Consider the following 22,424-nt stretch of genomic DNA (forward strand, 5'->3'; position numbering starts at 1 on the left):
ATGCCCGCCGAGGTGATATCGCTAGGATGCCGGCTCAACCTGTCGGAAAGCGAAGAACTGCGCGCGATACTAGCGGGTGAACCGGACCTGATCGTGATCAATAGCTGTGCGGTTACGGCCGAAGCCGTTCGCCAGACCCGGCAGGCAATCCGGCGCGCTCGCCGCGATCGCCCTGACGCCCGCTTGATTGTGACCGGTTGCGCCGCCGAAATTGAGCGCCAGACATTTGCGGGGATGCCGGAGGTTGACGGGCTGATCCCCAACCAGGCCAAGCTGGCCCCGCGTGCGTGGAATGTTGGAGCGGAAATAGCCACCCCCCGCCCTAGCCATACCCGCGCTTTCATCGCGGTACAGAACGGCTGTGATCATGCCTGCACCTTTTGCATCATCCCGCAAGGCCGCGGGGCAAGCCGGTCGCTGACCGTGCAAGCCGCCTTGCGCGAGGTGGAACGACACCTGCTCACCGGCGCCAATGAGATCGTTCTGACCGGAGTCGACCTGACATCCTGGGGGCACGATCTTCCGGGGCACCCTCGCCTGGGCGAGCTTGTTGACGCGATCCTTGCTAATTTCCCCCTTCTGCCGCGCATTAGGCTGTCATCCCTCGACGGGATTGAGATCGATGACCGCCTCCTTGAGCTGCTGGCGGGGGAGCCAAGGGTCATGCCCCATGTTCACCTATCCCTGCAGCACGGCGATGACCTGATCCTAAAGCGCATGAAACGTCGCCATTTGCGCCAGGATGCTGTCCGCCTGGTCGGTGAGCTTAAAAGCCGCCGACCGGAAATAGCGATTGGGGCAGACCTGATCGCAGGATTTCCGACCGAGGACGAGGTCGCCCATGCCGCTAACCTCTCGATCATTCGGGAACTCGGGATCGTTCACGGCCATGTCTTTCCTTATTCTGCGCGCACAGGGACACCGGCCGCGCGGATGCCGCAGGTTCACAACGTTACGATCAAGGCGCGCGCTGGAGAGTTGCGCCACGCCGTGTCAGAGCAGCGGTCAGCATGGCTGCAAACCCTGCTGGGCAAACCGCAAGAGGTGCTTGCCGAACGCGACGGGACAGGCCATGCGCCAAATTTCGCGCGGGTGCAGTTGGCGCCCGGAACACAGGCTGGAACTATCGTGACTGTAACCCCTACCCGGATCGTCGAAGGACTGCTGGCATGAGCGAGAGCTCGAGCTGGACCGAGCGGGTTTTCGGTGGTCTGCGCAAGACTTCCGAACGCCTGGGTGAAAACCTTTCCGGCATTGTCAGCAAGACACGGCTGGATGACGCGCAGCTCGATGAGATCGAGGATGCGCTGATCCTTTCGGATCTTGGTCCCCGCGTTGCTGCTCGCATCCGCGAGCGGCTCGCCGAGGAACGGTTTGAGCGCGGTGCCGATGAACAGTCGATCAAGGAAGCCGTGGCCGAAGAAATCGCCAGGATCTTGCGGCCTGTCGCCAAGCCGATTGATATCGTGGCGTTTCCCCGCCCCCAGGTGATCCTGGTGATCGGTGTCAACGGATCGGGTAAGACCACCACAATTGCCAAGCTCGCGCACTATTTCCAGGAACTGGACTATGGCGTGATGCTGGCGGCGGGTGACACCTTCCGCGCAGCGGCAATCGGCCAGCTAAAGGTCTGGGCGGACCGGGTTGGCGTGCCGATCGTAACCGGACCGGAGGGCGGCGATCCCGCTTCCATCGTGTTCGACGCGGTCAAGGCTGCGACCGATCAAGGCATCGATGCCCTGATCGTGGACACCGCCGGGCGCTTGCAGAACAAGCGCGAACTGATGGACGAGCTGGCCAAGATCCGCAGAGTGCTGGGGCGCATCAACCCCGAAGCTCCGCACGATGTCGTGCTGGTGCTTGATGCCACCAACGGCCAGAACGCCCTGCAGCAAATTGAAACGTTCAAGGAAGTGGCTGGCGTGACCGGCCTGATCATGACCAAGCTCGATGGCACTGCCCGCGGCGGCGTGCTGGTGGCAGCGGCCGAGCAATTTGGCCTGCCAATCCATGCGATTGGTGTGGGAGAACGGCTTGATGATCTGCGGCCATTCGATCCGGACCTGGTCGCGCGCGTAATTGCCGGGGTTGCGTAATGACAGAAGCAAACAAGCAGAAATCGGGCTGGCTCAACCTGGTCGTCGATTACGGCCCGGTGATCGTGTTCTTTGCGGTCTACAAATACTTCTCACCGGCCGACCGCGGGAACAGCGTTGCCGAGGTGCTCGCCGTGATTCAGGGGACCGTCAGTTTCATGGTAGCGGCGGTTATCGCCTTGCTGGTTTCCAAATGGAAGCTTGGGAAGGTTTCGCCAATGCTCTGGCTTTCGACTCTGTTGATTGTCGGATTTGGCGGGCTGACCGTCTTGCTGCACGATCCAATCTGGATCCAGGTAAAGCCGACGGCGATCTACCTGCTGTTCGGCGTCACCCTGCTTATTGGAGTGTGGCGCGGGAAGGCCCTCCTCAAACTTCTGCTTGAAGCGGCGTTCGAAGGCCTAAGTGATGAAGGCTGGATGAAGCTTTCGCGCAATTGGGGCCTGTTCTTCCTGGCCCTGGCCGCCCTGAACGAGGGGCTGCGCCACTGGCTGTCGTTCGGAGACTGGATTGCCGCCAAGCTCTGGATCTTTCTGCCGGCCACCTTCCTGTTCACATTTGCCCAGATCCCGATGCTGTTGCGCCACGGGTTGGCCGTGGACCAACAGACCGATGTGCTGGAGAATCCCCCCCACGAATGACCGCCCCCGCTCCAGAGGACCGGGGAAACGGGGCAAAAACAGTGTGACATTGCCGCTTGTCCGGGCGATACTGTGCGCCTGCCCACCATTCGTGTGGGCCAACCACAAGCTTCAAATTTAGGGGGAAGCAAATGGCTAAGTTCTTCGGAAACCTGCACCTTGTGCTGGTTGTCGGGCTGATCGCGGCAATCGCCGTGATGCTCCATTGGGCCGGTTCGGCCACTGTTGATGTCAACTCTGTCTTCCGCTGGATGCACGTATTCTTCGGCATCCTGTGGATCGGCCTGCTCTATTACCTGAACTTCGTACAGGTTCCGACCATGCCGACCGTGCCGGACGAGCTTAAGAAGGGCGTTACCGGTTACATCGCGCCGAAGGTGTTCTTCTTCTTCCGCTGGGCAGCCCTCCTGACGGTGGTGACCGGTCTCGTGATCGCTTTCGTTAATGGCTATGGCCATCAGGCGATGACCTTCTCGGGCGAAGGCAATGTCAACCTGATCGGCCTTGGCATGTGGCTGGCGCTGATCATGGCCTTCAATGTGTGGTTCATCATCTGGCCGGCGCAGAAGCGCATCCTTGGCATCGTTGAAGCGACCGCCGAGGAAAAGGCCAAGCTGGCCCCGCGTGCCCTGATGGCGAGCCGCACCAATCTGCTGCTCTCGCTGCCGATGCTTTATGCGATGACCAGCGCCAACCTTGGCTGATCATTCGGCCTGACGGCACAAAAAAGGGCGCGGTACCGGATGGTGCCGCGCCCTTTTTCTTTGCCTCAATAGCTCTTGGGTAAATCGGGCTTGTTGCCAATCAGCAGTGTCAGATCAAAATCCTGCGGCCCCAGCCAACCGTTGACGTAGTTGGCATAATAAAGACCGAACATCAGGAGCGAGAGGATCGTCGCCCGCCGGGCAATCTTGCGCGGCTGAAAATTGGCCGGCGCGCTGTTGGCCTGTCCCTTGATGGTCGCCTCGCCCGCCTCTTCATGGGTGCGGATACCGAATGGCATGACCAGAAACGCGGCTAGCACCCAGAACATCGCGTAGATCGCGATAATGGAGGTTATCTTCATTTCCTATGGCTCCGGCAGGATTACGCGCACCTGGGGCTTTTTGCCCGACCAGCGCTGCGCGGCACGACGCGCTGCAAGGCGCGCCGCTTCAGAAATTGCTTCGCGGTCATGCCGCGCCCCACCCTTTAGCTTGGTCAGCGCCACGGCAACGTCTTCGCGCGCCTCGGCAGTGAAATCGTCATAATCCTCATCCAGCGGCAGGCCGATGCCTTCGACATGGACCCGCCCCTTGCCGTCAAGCACCACGATCACCAGACCGTTGGCGGCCAGGCGGCGGCGCATGACAATCGCCTCACCATCAGCTGGCACCAGAATATCGCCATCCAGCACAAGCCGGCCCGCGCGCACTTCCGAAATTTTGCCAGGCTTGCCCGGGGCCAACCTGACGAGATCACCATTTTGCTGGACCACGGCCTTGGGTATGCCCTTGGCCCGTCCAACACGGGCCTGTTCGCGCATGTGGCGCACTTCGCCGTGAACCGGGACCAAAATCTCTGGCCGCAGCCAATCGTACAGCGCTTCCAGTTCAGGCCGCCCCGGATGACCGGAAACGTGGATTTCAACCTGGCGGTCCGTCACCATCGTGATGTCGCGGCCGGCCAAACGGTTCTGGATGCGGCCAATGGCAATCTCGTTCCCGGGAATCTGGCGACTGGAAAACAGCACCACGTCACCCGCTTCAAGCGCGATCTGGTGGCTATCCTCGGCAATGCGCGACAGGGCCGCACGGGGTTCACCCTGCCCACCCGTCGCGACGATCAATACCTCGCCCCGCGGCAGGTTCATTGCGGTATCGAAGTCCACCGTGTCAGGCAGGTTCTTGAGATAGCCGCTGGCCTGTGCCGTCCGGATGATCCGGTCGAGTGATCGGCCGGCAACGCACAGCCGGCGGTTGGTGGCTTCAGCCACTTCACCCAACGTCTGAAGTCTTGCCACGTTGGAAGCGAATGTCGTGACCAGCACGCGCTTCCCATGATGTCGAGCGACCTCTTCCAGCAAGGCCCGGCGGACTTCTCCTTCAGAACCAGACGGGTTGGGATTGAACACGTTGGTTGAATCGCAAACCAGCGCGAGCACGCCTTCGTCTCCGATCGCCCGCAGCTCTTCCGCCGTTGCCGGTGTGCCAACAAGCGGTTCGTCATCCAGCTTCCAGTCACCGGTGTGGAAGATTCGCCCATAGGGTGTTTCGATCACCAGCGCGTTGCCCTCGGCGATCGAATGCGCCAGCGGGACATAGCGCATGGTAAACGGGCCCAGCTGGAACGGCTCGAGGTGGTCGATCACCTTGAGCTGGACCTCCTTGAGCAGACCCGCTTCCTGCAACTTGTCCGCAACAAGCCGCGCCGTGAACGGAGTGGCGTAAAGCGGCACGCCCAGTTCCTGCGCGAAATAGGGAACCGCGCCGATATGGTCTTCATGCGCGTGGGTCAGCACCACGCCAACCAAGTCCTTCTTGCGTTCCTCGATGAACTCAAGGTCCGCAAAAACCAGCTCCGTGCCGGGATATTCATTGGCGCCAAAGGTCATGCCCAGGTCAACCATAAGCCACTTCCCGTCAGCCCCATAAAGGTTGACGTTCATGCCGATTTCGCCCGAGCCCCCGAGCGCGCAGAACAGCAGTTCCTTGCCGGGCTTCACTTGGCCTTCTCGGCCAGGATGGCCATGCCTTCAAGGGTCAAGTCGGCATCAACGGCATCAAAGATGTCGGTGTGCTTGTCGAACAGGATGGCAAGGCCGCCAGTCGCGATAACTTTTGCGGGGCGTCCAATTTCAGCGCGCATACGGGCAATCAATCCTTCCATCATGGCGACATAACCCCAGAATACGCCGATCAGCATCTGGTCTTCGGTGTTTCGTCCGATCACGCTGTCGCTATCGGGGCTGCGGATCGCGATGCGCGGCAACTTGGCCGTGTTGCCAACCAGCGCATCGAGCGAGAGGTTGATCCCGGGGGCGATGATCCCGCCCTTGTAGGCGCCGTTAAAGTCGATCGCGTCAAAGGTCGTCGCCGTGCCAAAATCGACCACGATCAGGTCTCCCTGATACTTCGCATGAGCGCCGATGGCATTGACCGCACGGTCCGCACCCAGCGAGCGCGGCTCGTCCACGTCGATTTCCATGCCGTAATCGACCGGCGCGACACCAGCCACGAGAGCCTTCACCCCGAAATACTTGTCAGCCAGTACTTCCAGATTGTGCAGCGCGCGCGGGACCACCGTTGAAACGATGATCTGCTTGATCGCGGACCGGTCAAGTCCTTCGATTTGCAGCAATTGCATCAGCCAGACGGCATATTCATCGCCAGTCCGGCGCGGGTCAGTGGCAATGCGCCAGCGCGCCTTGATGCTGCGACCTTCAAACAGCGCGAAGACCACGTTGGTGTTACCGACATCGATCGCCAACAGCATTGCCTAGCTCCCGTTGGAAAGGTTGATTTCGCCCGCGTGGATGGCACGCAAAGTGCCATCCGCCAAGCGGAGTTGCAGCGCCCCGTTCGCAGCAAGCCCGGCATAGGTGCCGGATAGAGCGGTCTCACCGCCCTCGCCAGCCCTAAGCGGCGTGCCGAGTGGATGGGCGGCCGCGTCCCAGCGGCGGATCAGCGGTTCCAGCCCAAAGGTGCGCCAGCGCTCCACCTCCAAACTCACGGTTGCAGCCAGCTCCTGTGCAAAGATGTCACAGTCCGGACAAGTGCCGATCTGCGCCAGAGCCGCAGTCGGCCGATCCAGCAGGACCGGCGCCACGGCCAGGTTTACCCCGATCCCGACCACTACGCCGCCCCGCGTACCTTCCAGTAGAATTCCGGAAAGCTTGGCGCCATTGACCAGCAGGTCATTGGGCCACTTAAGCATGACTGGCGTGCCGGCCGGCACGTATTTGATGACGGCTTCTCGCACGGCCAGACCAATGGCGAGCGCAAGTGTGCCAAGCGGCGGGTCACCCGAATGATGGGAAACGAAGGTCGACCCCATGAAATTGCCCAGGCCATCGGACCAGGCCCGACCCAGGCGGCCGCGCCCGCTGGTCTGGCGTCTGGCAACGAGCCAATTCCCTTCGGCAATCGCCTGGCCCGCAGCGAGACGCTCAAGCAGCGTGCCGCTTGTTGAAGCGAGTTCCTCGAAGGTTTCGATCAACGGATGGCTCAGGGGGTGATGAGCGCTGCTACGGCCGAAAGCGACAGGCCATCCAGGCACTTCGTCAGCAGGTAGCCGGCCGGCGAGATCAGCAGGGCGCACACGGCCAGCAGGGACTGATGCACCCAGTCGCTCTTGCCGGTTACCTTCATCGCCGGTTCGTCAAAATACATGACCTTGACGACCTTAAGGTAATAAAACGCACCAATCACGCTGGCGGCAATACCGATCGCGGCGAGCGGGACCATGCCAGCTTCAACCGCAGCCTGGAACACCACAAACTTGCCCCAGAAACCGAACAGCGGCGGAATACCCGCAAGACTGAACATGATCATCGCAAAGCCCGCGGCCAGAAGCTTGCGATGCCGAGAGAGCCCGGCAATATCACGCAGGTCTTCAACCGGTTCACCGTCTGCATCCTTGAACATCAGGAGCGCCACAAAGCCGCCGATGGTCATCGCGACGTAGATCACCAGGTAGACCAGCATTGCCGCGATACCCTTCGGCGTTGCCGCAGCAAGACCGATCAGGAGGAAGCCGACGTTGTTGATCGATGAATAGGCCAGCAGCCGCTTCAGGTTCGTCTGGCCGATGGCGCCGAGCGCACCGACGATGATCGAGGCCAGCGCGGCGAAGATCACGATCGGCTGCCAGGCCGCAGCCTGATTGCCAAAGGCCGTCATCGCCACGATCACCGTCAGTGCCAGCGCGGCAACCTTGGGGGCCGAAGCGAAGAAGGTGGTGACCGGGGTCGGTGCACCTTCATAGACGTCCGGGGTCCACATGTGGAACGGCACGGCGCTGACCTTAAAGGCCAGGCCGGCAAAGACAAAGACCAGGCCGAAAATGGCACCGGTCGAGATCTTGCCGTCCAGCGCAGCGGCGATCCCGGCGAAATCGATCATGCCGGCAAAACCATAGGTCAGGCTGGTGCCGAACAGTAGGATGCCCGAGGCGAGCGAACCAAGTACGAAGTACTTCAGACCCGCTTCCGCCGACCGGTCATCGGTCCGCAGGAATGCCGCAAAGACATAGGCTGCGAGCGAATTGAGTTCGAGCCCGATGTAAAGCGTTAGCAGGTTGGTTGCCGAAACCATCAGGCACATGCCCAGCACGGCGAACAGCACCAGCACCGGATATTCGGGGCGATAGGCGCCGATGCGCTGGAAGAACGCCGGGGCAACGAGCAGCGAGGCGCCGGCCGCCGCGAAGATCAGCAGCTTCGCAAAAGCGGCGAAGGCCGTGGCTGCAAACAGGCCCGAAAAAGCAAGCGTTCCCGCCCCCTTCGCGCCGCTGAACAGCGCCGGGGCGGTCAGGCCTGCGGCAACAGCAAGCACGGCAACCGCCAGCCAAGTAATGATGCGCGCACCGGCATCACTGCGGGACCAAGCGGCACCTAGGAGCAGCAACAGGCCAGACAGGCTGAAGAGAACTTCAGGTGCGGCAAGACGGAAAGACTGGACGAAATCCATCAGTGCGCTCCCCCGTGCGCGGCATGTTCATCGGTTGCAGAGGCAGCCTTCGGCTTGGGCGCGGTCAAGTGCGCATCGCCTTCCGGCTTGGCGCGGGCGATCCGCGCGTCAAGCGCTGCAATATCGGCGCGCATCGGCGCCAGGAAGCTTTCGGGATAGACCCCCATCCACAGCACCACGGCGGCGATGGGTGCCAGCAGCAGCCATTCGCGCTTGCTCAAGTCTGCCATGGCAGCTGCATCGGCGTTCTTCTGCTCACCAAAGGCGACGCGGCGGTAGAGGTAAAGCATATAGGCAGCGCCCAGGATGATCCCGGTGGTGCAGATAAGCGCCACCCAGGTTGAGACCTGGTAGATGCCCGCCAGGCTCAAGAACTCACCGACGAAGCCGCTCGTCCCCGGCAGGCCGATCGAGGCCATGGTGAACAGCAGGAAGAACAGCGCGTAATAGGGCATGTTGATCGAGAGCCCGCCATAGCGGTTGATCTCACGCGTGTGCAGGCGATCGTAGATCACGCCAACGCAGAGGAACAGCGCGCCCGAAACCAGACCGTGGCTGAGCATCACGATCATGGAGCCTTCGAGACCCTGCGGGTTGAAGGCGAACAGGCCGATCGTGACGATCGCCATGTGGGCGACCGAGGAGTAGGCGATCAGCTTTTTCATATCGTGCTGCACCAGCGCGATCAGCGAGGTGACAACCACCGCAATCATCGAGAGGGCAAAGATCAGCGGCGCGAACTGCGCCGAGGCTTCCGGGAACATCGGCAGAGAAAAACGGATGAAGCCATAGCCGCCCATCTTCAGCAGCACGCCGGCCAGGATCACCGAACCGGCAGTTGGTGCCTGCACGTGCGCATCGGGCAGCCAGGTGTGAACCGGCCACATCGGCATCTTCACCGCAAAGCTGGCGAAGAAGGCCAGCCACAGCCAGGTCTGGACCTTGGGATCGAAATCATAGGCCATCAGGGTCGGGATGTCGGTCGTCCCGGCCTCATTCACCATCCACAGCATGGCGATCAGCATCAGCACCGAGCCGAGCAGCGTATAGAGGAAGAACTTGTAGCTGGCGTAAATCCGGTCCTGCCCACCCCAGATGCCAATGATCAGGTACATCGGGATCAGGCCGGCCTCGAACATGATGTAGAACAGGTAAAGATCCTGCGCCGCGAACACGCCGATCATGAGGGCTTCCATCAGCAGGAAGGCCGCCATGTATTCACCCACGCGCTTATCGATCGAGGCGCTGGCGAGCACGCAGATCGGCATCAGGAAGACCGAAAGCATGATCAGCATCAGCGCGATGCCATCGATGCCGAGCGCCCACGAGAAGCCCGCGAACAGGGGCACGTTCTCAACGAACTGCCACTGCGCCCCGCCAACGTCATAACTGGCCCAAAGGACCACGCCGAGCGCGAAATCTACCAGGGTTGCGACGAGCGCTATCGTCCGCGCCGCCTTGGCTTCAACCAGCAGACAGGCCACCGCTGCCAGCAAAGGCACCAGCAGCATCACCGAGAGAATGGGAAAACCGGCCATCTTAGCGCACCATCATCCAGGTGATCGCCGCCGTCAGGCCCAGCAGCATCACAAGAGCATAGGAATAGAGGTAACCCGACTGAACCTTCTGCGCGAAGCGCGTGCCCTGTTGCACGGTCCAGGCGGCACCATTGGGACCGAAGCGGTCAATGAAGCCGATATCGCCCAGCTTCCAGAACTTGTCGCCAAGCCAGAAGGCCGGGCGGACAAACAGGAAGTTGTAGAGCTCATCGAAGTACCACTTGTTGTATACGAAGCGGTACAGGACATCGATCTGGCCGACGACCTTGCCCGGGAATTCCGGGTTGCGAATATAGGCGTACCAGGCGCCCGACAGGCCGAGCAGCATGACCACCGTGGCCGAAAGCTTCACCCACAGCGGCACTTCATGCATCGCGTGCATCAGATGCTCATTGTAGAACAGCGAACCGTTCCAGAACTCGGCGCTTTCCAGGAAGGCGTGGCTGAACACCCAACCCGCAAAGACCGCGCCCAGGGTCAGCACGCCCAGCGGGATCAGCATCGCCAGCGGGCTTTCATGCGGGTGGTAACCGGCCGTGCCATCATCGTGATGCGCGTGGTCATGGGCATGGTCATCATGCCCGTGGTGGGCATCATGCGCTGCGTGCTGGATATGCTCGGACCCGGCCCAACGCGGCTTCCCGAAGAAGGTCAGGAAGATCAGGCGCCACGAATAGAAGCTGGTCATCAACGCCGCCGTCACGCCCACCCAGAAGGCGAACTGGCCGGCTTCCTTGCCACTGGCGAAGGCCGCTTCAAGGATCGCGTCCTTCGAATGGAAGCCTGCGAAACCGGCATGCAGCCAGTAAACGCCAACCCCGGTGATCGCCAGCGTGCCGGCCATCATCGCCCAGAAGGTCAACGGAATGTGCTTACGCAGACCGCCGTAATAGCGCATGTCCTGCTCATGGTGCATCGCGTGGATCACCGATCCCGCACCCAGGAACAGCAGCGCCTTGAAGAAGGCGTGCGTGAACAGGTGGAACATTGCCGCGTTATAGGCGCCAACGCCCGCGGCGAAGAACATGTAGCCCAGCTGCGAGCAGGTCGAATAGGCGATTACCCGCTTGATGTCCCACTGCGTCAGGCCAACGGTTGCTGCGAAGAAGCAGGTGGCCGCGCCGACATAGGTGACAACGTCGAGCGCAATCGGGCTGGCTTCGAACATCGGTGACAGGCGGCAGACCATGAAGACGCCCGCGGTAACCATCGTCGCGGCGTGGATCAGGGCGGAAACCGGCGTCGGCCCTTCCATCGCGTCCGGCAACCAGGTGTGCAGGCCGAGCTGCGCCGACTTACCCATCGCGCCGATGAACAGCAGGATGCACAGGATCGTCATCGTATCCCAGCGATAGCCGAGGAAGCCGATGGTTGAGCCTTCCATGCCCGGCGCACGCACCAGGATTTCCGGGATCGAAACCGTGTTGAACACGAGGAAGGTGCCGAAGATGCCCAGCATGAAGCCAAGGTCACCCACGCGGTTGACCACGAAGGCCTTGATCGCGGCGGCGCTGGCGCTGGGCTTGCGGAACCAGAAACCGATCAGCAGGTAAGAGGCCAGGCCCACCCCTTCCCAGCCAAAGAACATCTGGACCAGGTTGTTGGCGGTCACCAGCATCAGCATGGCGAAGGTGAACAGGCTGAGATAGGCGAAAAACCGCGGCTGATCCGGGTCCTCTTCCATGTAACCCCAGGAATAGAGGTGGACGAGCGCCGAGACGGTGGTGATCACCACCAGCATCACCGCGGTCAGCGAATCCACCCGCAGCGCCCAGTCGAAGTTCAGGCTGCCCGACTGAACCCAGTGCAGCACAGGCACCACGTGGGCCTCGGCATGCCCGCCCAAGAAGGCGATGAAAATCGGCCAAGACAGCGCGCAGGACGCGAACAGACCAGCTGTGGTCACCAGCTTGGCCGGCACATTGCCAATCATGCGGTTGCCCAGCCCCGCGATCAGCGCGGCCAGCAGCGGCAGGAAAACGATGAAGAGGATCGGATCCACGGATGCTTACCCCTTCATCCGGTTGACGTCGTCAACGGCGATAGTGCCGCGGCGGCGGAAATAGATCACCAGGATCGCGAGGCCGATCGCCGCTTCACCAGCGGCCACGGTCAAGACGAACATGGCAAAGATCTGGCCAGTCAGATCGCCCAGGAAGCTGCTGAAGGCCACGAGGTTCAGGTTCACCGACAGCAGGATCAATTCAATCGCCATCAGGATGACGATCACGTTCTTGCGGTTGAGGAAGATCCCCAGGACGCCAAGCACGAACAGGATCGAACTGACGACTACATAGTGTTCAACGCCGATCATCAGAGCTGGACCCCCTTGCCCACTTCCGGCTGCGTGTTGATCACGGCCTCTTCAGGACGGCGCGCAACCTGCTGCGCGATGTTCTGGCCGCGGACCCCGCCGCGCTGGCGGTGGGTCAGCACGATCGCGCCAACCATGGCCACCAGCAGAATGATGCCGGCAGCTTCGAACAGGAACAGGTACTTGCCATAGAGCAAGGCGCCGATCGACTTGATGTTGGATGCCCCTGCCACCGCAGCGGCCGTGCCATCAGGCGTGCCAAGCTTGAGCGAGCCGGCCTGGTAAGCACCCATGCCCAGCACGATCTCGGCCAGCAGGACAATGGCCACAGCCAGCCCCAGCGGGAAGTTCTTGATGAACCCGGCGCGCAGTTCGGCGAAATCGATGTCGAGCATCATCACCACGAACAGGAACAGCACCGCCACGGCGCCAACGTAGACGATCACCAGCAGCATCGCGATGAATTCGGCCCCCGCCAGCACCATCAGCCCCGCCGCGTTGAAGAACGCGACGATCAGCCACAGCACCGAGTGCACGGGATTGCGGGCAAGGATCGTAAAGGCCCCCGCCGCGATCATGATACCTGCGAACAGGTAGAAGGTAAGCACCTGGATCATGCCGCCGCGCCCCTAACGATACGGCGCATCGGCTTCAAGGTTAGCGGCAATTGCGCGCTCCCACTTGTCCCCGTTCGCCAGTAGCTTTGCCTTGTCATAAAGCAGTTCTTCGCGCGTCTCGGTCGCGTATTCGAAGTTCGGCCCCTCGACGATTGCATCAACCGGACAGGCTTCCTGGCAGAAGCCGCAGTAGATGCACTTGGTCATGTCGATGTCGTAGCGCGTCGTACGGCGGCTGCCATCATCGCGCGGTTCGGCCTCGATCGTGATCGCCTGCGCCGGGCAAACGGCCTCGCACAGTTTGCAGGCGATGCAGCGCTCTTCCCCGTTGGGATAGCGGCGCAGCGCATGCTCACCGCGGAAACGCGGGCTCAGCGGGTTCTTCTCGAAGGGATAGTTGATGGTCGCCTTGGGCCTGAAGAAGTACTTCAGGGTCAGCCAATGCGCCTTCAGGAATTCCCAAAGGGTGAAGCTCTTGATGAGCTGAGCGACACTCATGCGCCGTACCTCGTAAGCATCAGGTAGCCGCTCACCAGGACAACGAAGCCTAGCGAAACCGGCAGGAACACCTTCCAACCCAGGCGCATCAACTGGTCATAGCGATAGCGCGGGACCGTGGCCTTGACCCAGGAGAAGATGAAGAAGAAGAAAAAGATCTTGGCGAAGAGCCACAGCCAGCCCGGCACCAGATAGAGCACCGGAATGTCCAGCGGTGGCAGGTAGCCGCCAAAGAACAGCACGGCATTGAGCGCACACATCAGCAGGACGTTGGCGTACTCACCCAGCCAGTAGAGCGCGAAGCTCATCGACGAGTATTCGGTCTGGTAACCGGCGACCAACTCGCTCTCGGCCTCGGTCAGGTCGAACGGCGCGCGGGCGGTTTCGGCCATGCCAGAGATCAGGAACATCACCCACATCGGGAACAGCAGCGGGTTCGCCACGAAGCCATTGATCACGCTGACGTGGGCGCGCTGCGCCTCAACGATATCGCGCAGGTTGAAGCTGCCGGCCCAGAGCACCACGCAGATCAGGATGAAACCGATCGAGACTTCGTAGGAAATCATCTGCGCCGAGGCGCGCATGGCTGAGAAGAACGGATACTTCGAGTTCGACGACCAGCCCGCAATGACCACACCGTAAACCCCGAGCGACGAGATCGCGAGGACATAGAGCAGGCCAACGTTGATATCGGCCAGGACTGCGCCCGAATTGAACGGTATCACCGCCCAGGCCAGCAGCGCGACCGTAAAGGTGATGATCGGCGCGATCAGGAACAGGCCCTTGTTCGCGGCCGAGGGCACGATCGTTTCCTGCAGGAAGACCTTCAAGCCATCTGCGAACGACTGGAGCAGGCCCCATGGCCCAACCACGTTCGGTCCGCGGCGCAGCGCCATGGCGGCCCAGACCTTGCGGTCGACATAGATGATCATCGCCACGGCCAGCATCAGCGGCAGGGCGATCAGCAGGATCCCGGCGATGGTCGCGGTGAACCACGCCCATTCGAAAGTCATGCCGAGCGATTGGAAGAACTCAGTCATTCCGCAGCCTCCGCGAAGTGCTCACCGTGGAGCAGTTCGGCCGAGCAGCGCTGCATGGTTTCGCTGGCCCGGGCGATCGGGTTGGTCAGGTAGAAATCCTTGATCGGATAGGCGTCGATCGTGCCTGCCGCCTTGGCCTTTTCGGCCTTGGGCAGTGCGCCGTAAGCCGCCAGGCCTTCGCTGCCGAGCGCGGGCACGGCCTTGATCATCGCAGAACGCAGTTCGGCAAAGCTGTCAAAACCGACCGAGACGCCCAGGGCATCGGCCAGTGCGCGCAGGATCGTCCAATCCTCACGGGCGTCGCCCGGGGCGAAGACGGCCTGCTCGGCATACTGCACCCGGCCCTCGGTGTTGACATAGGTCCCGGCCTTTTCGCTGAAGGCAGCGGCGGGCAGGATGATATCGGCCGCGTGGGCGCCCTTGTCACCGTGGTGGCCGACGTAAACGACGATGGAGCCAGCGAACTTTGTGTAGTCCACCTCGTCCGCGCCAAGCGAGATCAGCAGCTTGGGCTTGGCCTTGACCAGATCGGCAATGCCGCCCTTCTGGGCATAGCCCAGCATCAGCCCGCCCATGCGCGCAGCGGCCATGTGCAGCACATTGAAGCCGTTCCAGCCATCGCGAACGAGCTTGTACTTTTCGGCCAGCGCCAGTGCTGGGCCGAGCGCACCCTTGCCGAGTGCGGCACCACCCAGGATGATCGCCGGACGCTGCGCATTCTTAAACGCATCGGCGGCGTCCTTGGGCAGCTTGTCGAGCACCGCCAGGTCATTGCCCAGGTTGGTGACCGCGTAGGTTGCATCCCATTCGGGACCAACCACGAAGACCTTCGCGCCGCGCTTGGCGGCCTTGCGCAGGCGGGTGTTGACCAGCGGCGCTTCCCAGCGAACCTGGCTGCCAACGATCAGCACGGCATCGGCGTATTCGATCCCGGCGATGGTTGAATTGAAATTCACCGCGGCTAGGTTCGAGCAATCATAATCGAGGCCGGTCTGACGGCCTTCGAGCAGCTTGCTGCCCAGCGCACCGGCCAGCGCCTTGGCGGCGAACATCGTTTCGCAATCGACCATGTCGCCCGCAACCACTGCAAGCGACTTGCCCGGATTGACCTTGGCAACAGCGGCGAAGGCCTCTTCCCAGGTCGCGGCGGCCAGCTTGCCATCGCGGCGGATCCACGGGCGGTCGAGCCGGCGGCGGGTCAGGCCATCAACCTGATAGCGCGCCTTGTCCGACAGCCATTCCTCGTTCACGTCATCGTTGACGCGCGGCAGGATGCGCAGCACCTCGCGGCCGCGGCTATCGAGCCGGATGTTGGAGCCAACCGCGTCCGAAACGTCGATCGACAGGGTCTTTTTCAGCTCCCATGGCCGCGCTTCGAAGGCATAGGGGCGCGAGGTCAGCGCGCCGACCGGGCAGAGATCAATCACATTGGCCGACAGCTCATGCGCCGCGGCCTTTTCCAGATAGGTCGTGATCTGCATCGCTTCGCCGCGATAGAGCGCGCCGATCTCATCCACCCCGGCGATCTCTTCCGAGAAGCGCACGCAGCGCGTGCAGTGGATGCAACGGGTCATGACCGTCTTGATCAGCGGACCCATGTACTTTTCGGTGACCGCGCGCTTGTTCTCATCATAGCGCGAGGCGCCGCGGCCATAGGCGACCGACTGGTCCTGCAAGTCGCATTCGCCGCCCTGGTCACAGATCGGGCAATCAAGCGGGTGGTTGATCAGGAGGAACTCCATCACCCCTTCCCGCGCCTTCTTGACCATTGGGCTGTCGGTGCGGATCTCCTGGCCCTCGGCAGCCGGCAGCGCACACGAAGCCTGCGGCTTCGGCGGCCCTGGCTTCACCTCGACCAGGCACATGCGGCAGTTGCCGGCGATGCTGAGACGCTCGTGATAGCAAAAGCGCGGAATTTCCTTACCGGCCATTTCGCAGGCCTGCAGGACCGTGGCCCCTGCCGGGACCTCTAGTTCCACGCCGTCGACGGTTACCTTGGGCATTACTGGATCGCTCCGGAAGGCTTCGCCTGGGACAGGCGGTAATAAGCAATGGCTAGCGCGCCGCGCACGCTGATCCGATCGAGGGCAACGGTTTCGCCGGCCTTGATGCACTGGCCCAGTGCCGGCCCCAGCGCGTTGAGCGACTGCAGCTCCACCGGGGTGTCGATTGCCGCGGCCATGACGGTGCGGGACTGAACCGGTGCCGCGCGGACGGCGCATTCGCCCAGCTTGCCCATCAGCATGGCCTGGGTCTTGCGCGCGATCGCGGCACGCTGGCGGGCAAGGCCTTCCTCAGGAATAGGCTTGCCTTCACGGTCCACGGTCCGCAGCGGACGTGGCTCTTCATAGGTCAGCACGGCGATCGACGGCAGCACCGTGGGATCAAGGCTGGGATTGTCGCGCGTGATCAGGGCTTCGGCGATGACACCGCGATAGGTGTCTTCATCGAACCGCATCCGCAGCCGACCGGCAAAACTTTCAGGCGTGTTGCGCAGCAATTCGGCATTCATGCATTCACGCTGCATCAGCCGCTTGCCCTCGGCGCTGTCGCGGCTGAAGCTTGCCCCGCTCAGCACGGACTTCTGCGCCAATTCGGGCTCGCGCCGGACCACGCATTGGCCGTACTCGGCCAGAAACGCCCGGATCTGCTGCGGGCTCGGTGGCTCGGCAGCAGACACCGGTGCGCTGGTCAGCGCGACCAGGGGAAGAAGGCGCAGAGCCTGCTTCACTCGGCAGCCTCCCGCACGTTTTCGGCAATCCGGCGTTCGATTTCCGGGCGGAAGTGACGGATCAGACCCTGAATTGGCCAGGCGGCAGCATCACCCAGAGCACAAATGGTATGGCCTTCAACCTGCTTAGTCACATCCCACAGCATGTCGATTTCACCCACGTCGGCATCGCCGGTACGCAGGCGCTCCATCACGCGCCACATCCAACCCGTACCTTCGCGGCAAGGGGTGCACTGCCCGCAGCTTTCATGCTTGTAGAAATAGGACAGGCGGCTGATCGCGCGGACGATGTCGGTCGACTTGTCCATGACGATGACCGCAGCCGTACCCAGGCCCGAGCCCAGTTCGCGCAGCCCGTCAAAGTCCATCGGCGCGTCCCAGATCTGCGCCGCCGGAACCAGCGGCACCGAGGAACCGCCCGGGATCACCGCCAGCAGGTTGTCCTTGCCCCCGGTTATGCCGCCGCAGTGCTTCTCGATCAGTTCGCTGAACGGGATGCTCATCGCTTCCTCGACCACGCAGGGCTTGTTCACGTGCCCGCTGATCTGGAACAGCTTGGTGCCCTTGTTGTTCTCACGCCCAAAGCTGGAGAACCACGATGCGCCGCGGCGGATGATCGTCGGCGCAACGGCGATCGATTCCACGTTGTTGACCGTGGTCGGGCAGCCATAGAGGCCCGCGCCGGCCGGGAACGGCGGCTTCAGGCGGGGCTGGCCCTTCTTGCCCTCGATGCTTTCGATCATCGCGGTTTCTTCGCCGCAGATGTAGGCGCCCGCACCGCGGTGGACGAAGACGTCGAAATCGTAGCCGCTCTTGCAGGCGTTCTTGCCGATCAGGCCGGCGTCATAGGCCTCCTGCACGGCGGCAAACAGCACTTCGGCTTCGCGGATGTATTCCCCGCGGATGTAGATATAGGCCGCGCGCGCGCCCATCGCGAAACCTGCAACCAGCGCGCCCTCGATCAGCTTGTGCGGATCGTGACGGATGATTTCGCGGTCCTTGCACGAACCGGGTTCGGATTCGTCAGCGTTGATGACCAGGAAGCTGGGACGGCCGTCCTTGCTTTCCTTCGGCATGAACGACCACTTCAGGCCGGTCGGGAAGCCCGCACCGCCGCGACCGCGCAGACCCGAGGCCTTGATTTCCTCGATGATCGCATCCCGGCCCTTGGCGAGAATCTTTTTGGTATTGTCCCAATCACCGCGCGCCTGCGCGGCCTTCAGGTTCCACGGCTGATAGCCGTAGAGATTGGTGAAGATGCGGTCCTTGTCCTGGAGCGACACGGCTTACCACTCCTTCCGGTAATCGTGGTTGGCCTTGACCATGTCCTTAAGACTGGTCGGCCCACCGAGCGGTTCAACGGTATGGCGGCCCGGCTCCTGAGTCCCGGCCTTGGGCGTCTTGCCCGCGGCCAGCGCATCGAGCACGGCATCGAGCCGCTCGGCCGTCAGGTCTTCATAATTGTCGTCGTTGATCTGGACCATCGGCGCCGAGGCACAGTTGCCCATGCATTCGACCTCGGTCAGCGTCCACAGGCCGTCCTCGGTGGTGTGGCCCTTCTCCATCCCGCGCTGCTTGCAGGCAGCCATGATCGCGTCCGACCCGCGCAGCATGCACGGCGTGGTGCCGCAGACCTGCACGTGGAATTTCCCAACCGGAACAAGGTTGTACATGAAGTAAAAGGTCGCAACCTCAACCACGCGGATCACCGGCATGTCGAGGTACTGTGCGACATATTCCATCACCGGAATCGGCAGCCAGCCCTGGGTATTGGTTTCGGCACCGACCTGGCGTTGGGCCAGATCCAGCAGCGGCATCACCGCCGAGCGCTGCCGCCCTTCGGGATAGCGCGCGACGATTTCCTTCGCCTTGGCCGCGTTCTCCTTGGTCCAGGCAAAGTTGCCCCACCGCGCACGCAGTTCCGGGGTATCAGGTTCGAGATGACGGTCGGCCATTAGCGGACAAACTCCACGCGAGAGCACTTATCGCCCTCGAACGAGTAGATGGACATGACTTCGAACGGCTCGGCATCGGCCGAGCGGAAGACTTTTTCATGCAGCACGGCGGTATCGCCCAACTGCCAGCCCTGGATGATTTCAGCCCGGTTCTGGGGAAATTCGGCGAACATCGCCTTCAGGCCTGAACGCACGCCTTCCTTGCCTTCGCGCACCACTGCACCGCGATAGCCCGCTTCGCAGGCATCGTCGGTCATCAGCGCGACATAGGCATCGGCATCCTGCGCGTTGTAATGCGCAATCATCTGCTCAGCGATGGCGAGCTTCGTCACCGGTCGCACTCCCCGAACACCACGTCGATCGCGCCGATGATGGCGGTCACGTCAGGCAGCATGTGGCCCTTGCACATGAAGTCCATCGCCTGAAGGTGGCTGAACGCGGTTGGGCGGATCTTGCAGCGGTACGGCTTGTTGCTGCCGTCGGCGACCAGGTACACGCCAAACTCGCCCTTGGGGCTTTCGGTGGCGACATAGACTTCGCCGGCCGGAACGTGGAAGCCTTCGGTGTAAAGCTTGAAGTGGTGGATCAGCGATTCCATCGACGCCTTCATCTCGGCGCGCTTGGGCGGAACGACCTTGCGATCGGTGCTGGCGACCGGGCCCGACGGCATCTGCGCCAGGCACTGCTTCATGATCCGGGCCGACTGACGGACTTCCTCGACGCGAACCATGAACCGGTCATAGCAATCGCCGCGGGTGCCGACGGGAACGTCGAATTCCATCCGGTCATACACATCGTAAGGCTGCGCCTTGCGGATATCCCATGCAATGCCCGAGCCGCGGATCATCGGGCCTGAGAAGCCCCACTTGATCGCGTCTTCCTTGCTGACCGTGGCGATATCAACGTTGCGCTGCTTGAAGATGCGGTTGTCGACCACCAGGCTCATCGCGTCTTCGAACAGTTCCGGCAGGCGCGTGTCGAGCCACTGGCCAATATCGACCAGTAGCTTTTCCGGAACATCCTGATGGACCCCGCCCGGGCGGAACCAGGCGGCGTGCATGCGCGCACCAGAAGCGCGCTCGAAGAAGTTGAGGCAATCCTCGCGGATTTCGAACATCCACAGGTTCGGCGTCATTGCGCCGACATCCATCACGTGGCTGCCCAGGTTGAGCATGTGGTTGCAGATGCGGGTCAATTCAGCGAACAGCACGCGCAGATACTGGGCGCGTTCCGGCACTTCCAGGTTGAGCAGCTTTTCAACCGCCAGCACATAGGAATGCTCCATCCCCAGCGGCGAGCAGTAATCGAGCCGGTCAAAGTAAGGCAGCGCCTGCAGATAGGTCTTGTGCTCGATCAGCTTTTCGGTGCCGCGATGCAGCAGGCCGACGTGCGGATCGACGCGTTCGATCACTTCGCCGTCCAGCTCCATGACCATACGCAGCACGCCGTGCGCCGCAGGGTGCTGGGGCCCGAAGTTGATCGTGTAATTGGTGATGACATCATCGCCAGTGGTGGGCGACTGCTCAAGCTGCAAGCTCATGCCTTGTCTCCCTTCTTGGGCGCGACCTTCTTGGTTGCAGCCTTCTTGACCGACGCCTTAGGAGCAGCGGTCTTCTTGGGCGCAGCTGCCTTTTTCGGCTTGTCCGCGGCCTTGGCTGCTGGCGCTGGAGCTGGAGCTGGAGCTGGCGCAGGGGGCGGCGGCGTTGCAGCCTTCTCGTCGCCCGGCAGGGTATAGTCGGCGCCTTCCCACGGGCTCATGAAATCAAAGCTGCGCAGGTCCTGCGCCAGCTTCACCGGTTCATAGACCACGCGCTTGTCTTCTTCCGAATAGCGCAGTTCAACGTAACCCGTCAGCGGGAAGTCCTTGCGGAACGGATGGCCTTCAAAGCCATAGTCCGTCAGGATTCGGCGCAGGTCGGCATTGCCTTCGAAGATCACACCGTAAAGGTCGAACACTTCGCGTTCCAGCCATCCAGCAACGGGCCAGAGGTGGGTTACGGTTGGCACCGGTGCGTCCTCGGCCGCATTGACCTTAACCAACAGGCGATGGTTGCGGGTCAGCGAGAGCAGCATGTAGACCACCTCGAACCGCTCAGCACGGTCAGGATAGTCAACCCCGGCGATCTCCATCAGCTGCTGGTATTCGTGATTGTCTCGCAGCAGTTGCAGCGCCTCGGCAATGGCCGCGCGTTCAACCGTCAGGATGACTTCGCCGGTCGCCTCGCGTGCTTCGATCAGGCGCGAACCAAGCGTGGCGCTGACCGCTTCGATCACGCCGTCGCTGCCAGCAAAACGCGGAGCAGGATGGAGCACGCTCATCGCTCGATCGTCCCCACGCGGCGGATCTTCCGCTGGAGCTGCATCACGCCGTACAGCAGCGCTTCGGCAGTCGGCGGGCAACCCGGGATGTAGATATCGACCGGCACGATCCGGTCACAGCCGCGCACCACCGAGTAGGAATAGTGGTAGTAGCCGCCACCATTGGCGCACGAACCCATCGAGATCACGTACTTCGGATCCGACATCTGGTCGTAGACCTTGCGCAGCGCCGGAGCCATCTTGTTGCACAGCGTGCCGGCCACGATCATCACGTCCGACTGGCGCGGGGATGCGCGCGGGGCAACGCCAAAGCGCTCCATATCATAGCGCGGCATGTTGACGTGGATCATCTCGACCGCGCAGCAGGCCAGACCGAAGGTCATCCACCACAACGAGCCGGTACGGGCCCACTGGAACAGGTCCTCGGTGCTGGTGACGAGGAAGCCCTTGTCATTCACCTCGGCATTAAGGTCGTTGAAAAAGGCCTGGTCCGGCGGCGTGATCGCCGCCTGACCTGCCTGCGCCGCGCCAAGCGGCAATCCCTGGGCATTCACGAGCGTGCTCATTCCCAATCCAAAGCCCCCATTTTCCAGGCATAGGCCAGGCCAATCGCCAATTCGCCGAGGAACACCATCATCGTGATCCAGCCCGGCCAGCCCGTCAGATCAAGGCTGACAGCCCAGGGGAACAGGAAAGCCGCTTCAAGGTCAAAGATGATGAAAAGGATCGCGACCAAATAAAAGCGCACGTCGAACTGGCTGCGCGGGTCCTCAAAGGCCGGGAAACCACACTCATATTCGCTCAGCTTCTCTGCATTCGGGTTGTGCGCGCCAGTGAGGCGGGCAACACCCATAGGCAGAAAAACGAACAGGCTTGAAAGCGCCAGGGCGATCCCAAGGAAAATCAGGATCGGCAGGTATTGCGACAGGTCAACCAAGGCTCTGACTCGGCATTGCGGATGAATGCCCGCGCCCTAGTCCCCCCA

General features: G+C 61.9%; 24 protein-coding genes. 4 read left to right on the top strand and 20 right to left on the bottom strand.

Going from position 1 to position 22,424, the window contains the following annotated elements:
- The 4 genes from RQP55_RS02370 to RQP55_RS02385 all read left to right on the top strand — a co-directional run bounded on the left by RQP55_RS02370 (position 1) and on the right by RQP55_RS02385 (position 3,441).
- Positions 1–1,173 (top strand): MiaB/RimO family radical SAM methylthiotransferase, encoded by a 1,173-nt coding sequence (locus tag RQP55_RS02370; protein ID WP_315608567.1) that lies wholly within the window; start codon positions 1–3, stop codon positions 1,171–1,173.
- Positions 1,170–2,096 (top strand): signal recognition particle-docking protein FtsY, encoded by a 927-nt coding sequence (ftsY, locus tag RQP55_RS02375; protein ID WP_315608568.1) that lies wholly within the window; start codon positions 1,170–1,172, stop codon positions 2,094–2,096. The genes RQP55_RS02370 and ftsY overlap by 4 nt, the downstream gene beginning before the upstream one ends.
- The gene (locus RQP55_RS02380; RefSeq protein ID WP_315608569.1) at positions 2,096–2,737 is read left to right on the top strand and encodes an inner membrane-spanning protein YciB; all 642 of its coding nucleotides are present in this window, start codon (positions 2,096–2,098) and stop codon (positions 2,735–2,737) included. Before ftsY ends, RQP55_RS02380 begins: the two co-directional genes overlap by 1 nt.
- A 131-nt stretch (positions 2,738–2,868) precedes the next feature.
- Positions 2,869–3,441, top strand: a complete 573-nt coding sequence (locus RQP55_RS02385; RefSeq protein ID WP_315608570.1) for a urate hydroxylase PuuD — start codon at positions 2,869–2,871, stop codon at positions 3,439–3,441.
- Between the two features lie 65 nt (positions 3,442–3,506).
- On the opposite strand, the gene RQP55_RS02390 is transcribed toward RQP55_RS02385, so the two are convergent.
- From RQP55_RS02390 to ndhC, 20 genes are read right to left on the bottom strand one after another with little or no spacing between them, the layout of a single operon-like run.
- The gene (locus RQP55_RS02390) at positions 3,507–3,803 is read right to left on the bottom strand and encodes a DUF1467 family protein (RefSeq protein ID WP_315608571.1); all 297 of its coding nucleotides are present in this window, start codon (positions 3,801–3,803) and stop codon (positions 3,507–3,509) included.
- 3 nt (positions 3,804–3,806) lie between these two features.
- On the bottom strand, positions 3,807–5,441 hold the full coding sequence (locus RQP55_RS02395; protein ID WP_315608572.1) for a ribonuclease J: 1,635 nt from the start codon (positions 5,439–5,441) through the stop codon (positions 3,807–3,809).
- Entirely contained in the window at positions 5,438–6,211 is a 774-nt protein-coding gene (locus RQP55_RS02400) for a type III pantothenate kinase (protein WP_315608573.1), read from the bottom strand. The genes RQP55_RS02395 and RQP55_RS02400 overlap by 4 nt, the downstream gene beginning before the upstream one ends.
- 3 nt (positions 6,212–6,214) lie before the next feature.
- Positions 6,215–6,934, bottom strand: a complete 720-nt coding sequence (locus tag RQP55_RS02405; protein WP_315608574.1) for a biotin--[acetyl-CoA-carboxylase] ligase — start codon at positions 6,932–6,934, stop codon at positions 6,215–6,217.
- A gap of 8 nt (positions 6,935–6,942) precedes the next feature.
- Complete coding sequence (gene nuoN, locus RQP55_RS02410) at positions 6,943–8,406, bottom strand: NADH-quinone oxidoreductase subunit NuoN (protein ID WP_315608575.1); 1,464 nt, start codon at positions 8,404–8,406, stop codon at positions 6,943–6,945.
- Positions 8,406–9,944, bottom strand: coding sequence for an NADH-quinone oxidoreductase subunit M (locus RQP55_RS02415; RefSeq protein WP_315608576.1), 1,539 nt, complete (start codon positions 9,942–9,944; stop codon positions 8,406–8,408). The genes nuoN and RQP55_RS02415 overlap by 1 nt, the downstream gene beginning before the upstream one ends.
- A gap of 1 nt (position 9,945) precedes the next feature.
- A complete protein-coding gene (gene nuoL / locus RQP55_RS02420; protein WP_315608577.1) occupies positions 9,946–11,967 on the bottom strand; it encodes an NADH-quinone oxidoreductase subunit L in 2,022 nt (673 codons plus the stop codon).
- Positions 11,968–11,973: 6 nt separating this feature from the next.
- Complete coding sequence (gene nuoK / locus RQP55_RS02425) at positions 11,974–12,279, bottom strand: NADH-quinone oxidoreductase subunit NuoK (RefSeq protein WP_315608578.1); 306 nt, start codon at positions 12,277–12,279, stop codon at positions 11,974–11,976.
- On the bottom strand, positions 12,279–12,896 hold the full coding sequence (locus RQP55_RS02430) for an NADH-quinone oxidoreductase subunit J (protein ID WP_315608579.1): 618 nt from the start codon (positions 12,894–12,896) through the stop codon (positions 12,279–12,281). The genes nuoK and RQP55_RS02430 overlap by 1 nt, the downstream gene beginning before the upstream one ends.
- A gap of 12 nt (positions 12,897–12,908) precedes the next feature.
- Positions 12,909–13,394, bottom strand: coding sequence for an NADH-quinone oxidoreductase subunit NuoI (nuoI, locus tag RQP55_RS02435; RefSeq protein ID WP_315608580.1), 486 nt, complete (start codon positions 13,392–13,394; stop codon positions 12,909–12,911).
- Positions 13,391–14,434, bottom strand: a complete 1,044-nt coding sequence (gene nuoH, locus RQP55_RS02440; RefSeq protein WP_315608581.1) for an NADH-quinone oxidoreductase subunit NuoH — start codon at positions 14,432–14,434, stop codon at positions 13,391–13,393. The genes nuoI and nuoH overlap by 4 nt, the downstream gene beginning before the upstream one ends.
- A complete protein-coding gene (nuoG, locus tag RQP55_RS02445; protein ID WP_315608582.1) occupies positions 14,431–16,437 on the bottom strand; it encodes an NADH-quinone oxidoreductase subunit NuoG in 2,007 nt (668 codons plus the stop codon). Before nuoG ends, nuoH begins: the two co-directional genes overlap by 4 nt.
- The gene (locus RQP55_RS02450) at positions 16,437–17,165 is read right to left on the bottom strand and encodes a hypothetical protein (RefSeq protein WP_315608583.1); all 729 of its coding nucleotides are present in this window, start codon (positions 17,163–17,165) and stop codon (positions 16,437–16,439) included. Before RQP55_RS02450 ends, nuoG begins: the two co-directional genes overlap by 1 nt.
- A complete protein-coding gene (gene nuoF, locus RQP55_RS02455; protein WP_315608584.1) occupies positions 17,162–18,448 on the bottom strand; it encodes an NADH-quinone oxidoreductase subunit NuoF in 1,287 nt (428 codons plus the stop codon). The genes RQP55_RS02450 and nuoF overlap by 4 nt, the downstream gene beginning before the upstream one ends.
- A 3-nt stretch (positions 18,449–18,451) precedes the next feature.
- Entirely contained in the window at positions 18,452–19,120 is a 669-nt protein-coding gene (locus RQP55_RS02460) for an NAD(P)H-dependent oxidoreductase subunit E (RefSeq protein ID WP_315608585.1), read from the bottom strand.
- Complete coding sequence (locus RQP55_RS02465) at positions 19,120–19,425, bottom strand: nuclear transport factor 2 family protein (protein ID WP_315608628.1); 306 nt, start codon at positions 19,423–19,425, stop codon at positions 19,120–19,122. The genes RQP55_RS02460 and RQP55_RS02465 overlap by 1 nt, the downstream gene beginning before the upstream one ends.
- Before the next feature lie 23 nt (positions 19,426–19,448).
- Positions 19,449–20,660 (bottom strand): NADH-quinone oxidoreductase subunit D, encoded by a 1,212-nt coding sequence (locus RQP55_RS02470; protein WP_315608586.1) that lies wholly within the window; start codon positions 20,658–20,660, stop codon positions 19,449–19,451.
- The gene (locus RQP55_RS02475; RefSeq protein WP_315608587.1) at positions 20,657–21,439 is read right to left on the bottom strand and encodes an NADH-quinone oxidoreductase subunit C; all 783 of its coding nucleotides are present in this window, start codon (positions 21,437–21,439) and stop codon (positions 20,657–20,659) included. Before RQP55_RS02475 ends, RQP55_RS02470 begins: the two co-directional genes overlap by 4 nt.
- A complete protein-coding gene (locus RQP55_RS02480; RefSeq protein ID WP_315608588.1) occupies positions 21,436–22,005 on the bottom strand; it encodes an NADH-quinone oxidoreductase subunit B family protein in 570 nt (189 codons plus the stop codon). The genes RQP55_RS02475 and RQP55_RS02480 overlap by 4 nt, the downstream gene beginning before the upstream one ends.
- Entirely contained in the window at positions 22,002–22,376 is a 375-nt protein-coding gene (gene ndhC, locus RQP55_RS02485) for an NADH-quinone oxidoreductase subunit A (protein ID WP_315608589.1), read from the bottom strand. Before ndhC ends, RQP55_RS02480 begins: the two co-directional genes overlap by 4 nt.
- Positions 22,377–22,424 lie beyond the last annotated feature (48 nt).

This window comes from Novosphingobium sp. APW14 (assembly GCF_032337075.1).
Classification (GTDB): Bacteria; Pseudomonadota; Alphaproteobacteria; order Sphingomonadales; family Sphingomonadaceae; genus Novosphingobium.

Bases quoted from the DNA above. Each gene is read 5' to 3' on its own strand.
- RQP55_RS02370 (WP_315608567.1), top strand. From the start codon at position 1: ATGCCCGCCGAGGTGATATCGCTAGGATGCCGGCTCAACCTGTCGGAA.
- ftsY (WP_315608568.1), top strand. From the start codon at position 1,170: ATGAGCGAGAGCTCGAGCTGGACCGAGCGGGTTTTCGGTGGTCTGCGC.
- RQP55_RS02380 (WP_315608569.1), top strand. From the start codon at position 2,096: ATGACAGAAGCAAACAAGCAGAAATCGGGCTGGCTCAACCTGGTCGTC.
- RQP55_RS02385 (WP_315608570.1), top strand. From the start codon at position 2,869: ATGGCTAAGTTCTTCGGAAACCTGCACCTTGTGCTGGTTGTCGGGCTG.
- RQP55_RS02390 (WP_315608571.1), bottom strand. From the start codon at position 3,803: ATGAAGATAACCTCCATTATCGCGATCTACGCGATGTTCTGGGTGCTA.
- RQP55_RS02400 (WP_315608573.1), bottom strand. From the start codon at position 6,211: ATGCTGTTGGCGATCGATGTCGGTAACACCAACGTGGTCTTCGCGCTG.
- nuoN (WP_315608575.1), bottom strand. From the start codon at position 8,406: ATGGATTTCGTCCAGTCTTTCCGTCTTGCCGCACCTGAAGTTCTCTTC.
- RQP55_RS02415 (WP_315608576.1), bottom strand. From the start codon at position 9,944: ATGGCCGGTTTTCCCATTCTCTCGGTGATGCTGCTGGTGCCTTTGCTG.
- nuoK (WP_315608578.1), bottom strand. From the start codon at position 12,279: ATGATCGGCGTTGAACACTATGTAGTCGTCAGTTCGATCCTGTTCGTG.
- RQP55_RS02430 (WP_315608579.1), bottom strand. From the start codon at position 12,896: ATGATCCAGGTGCTTACCTTCTACCTGTTCGCAGGTATCATGATCGCG.
- nuoI (WP_315608580.1), bottom strand. From the start codon at position 13,394: ATGAGTGTCGCTCAGCTCATCAAGAGCTTCACCCTTTGGGAATTCCTG.
- nuoH (WP_315608581.1), bottom strand. From the start codon at position 14,434: ATGACTGAGTTCTTCCAATCGCTCGGCATGACTTTCGAATGGGCGTGG.
- nuoG (WP_315608582.1), bottom strand. From the start codon at position 16,437: ATGCCCAAGGTAACCGTCGACGGCGTGGAACTAGAGGTCCCGGCAGGG.
- RQP55_RS02460 (WP_315608585.1), bottom strand. From the start codon at position 19,120: ATGGCCGACCGTCATCTCGAACCTGATACCCCGGAACTGCGTGCGCGG.
- RQP55_RS02465 (WP_315608628.1), bottom strand. From the start codon at position 19,425: ATGATTGCGCATTACAACGCGCAGGATGCCGATGCCTATGTCGCGCTG.
- RQP55_RS02470 (WP_315608586.1), bottom strand. From the start codon at position 20,660: ATGAGCTTGCAGCTTGAGCAGTCGCCCACCACTGGCGATGATGTCATC.
- RQP55_RS02475 (WP_315608587.1), bottom strand. From the start codon at position 21,439: ATGAGCGTGCTCCATCCTGCTCCGCGTTTTGCTGGCAGCGACGGCGTG.
- RQP55_RS02480 (WP_315608588.1), bottom strand. From the start codon at position 22,005: ATGAGCACGCTCGTGAATGCCCAGGGATTGCCGCTTGGCGCGGCGCAG.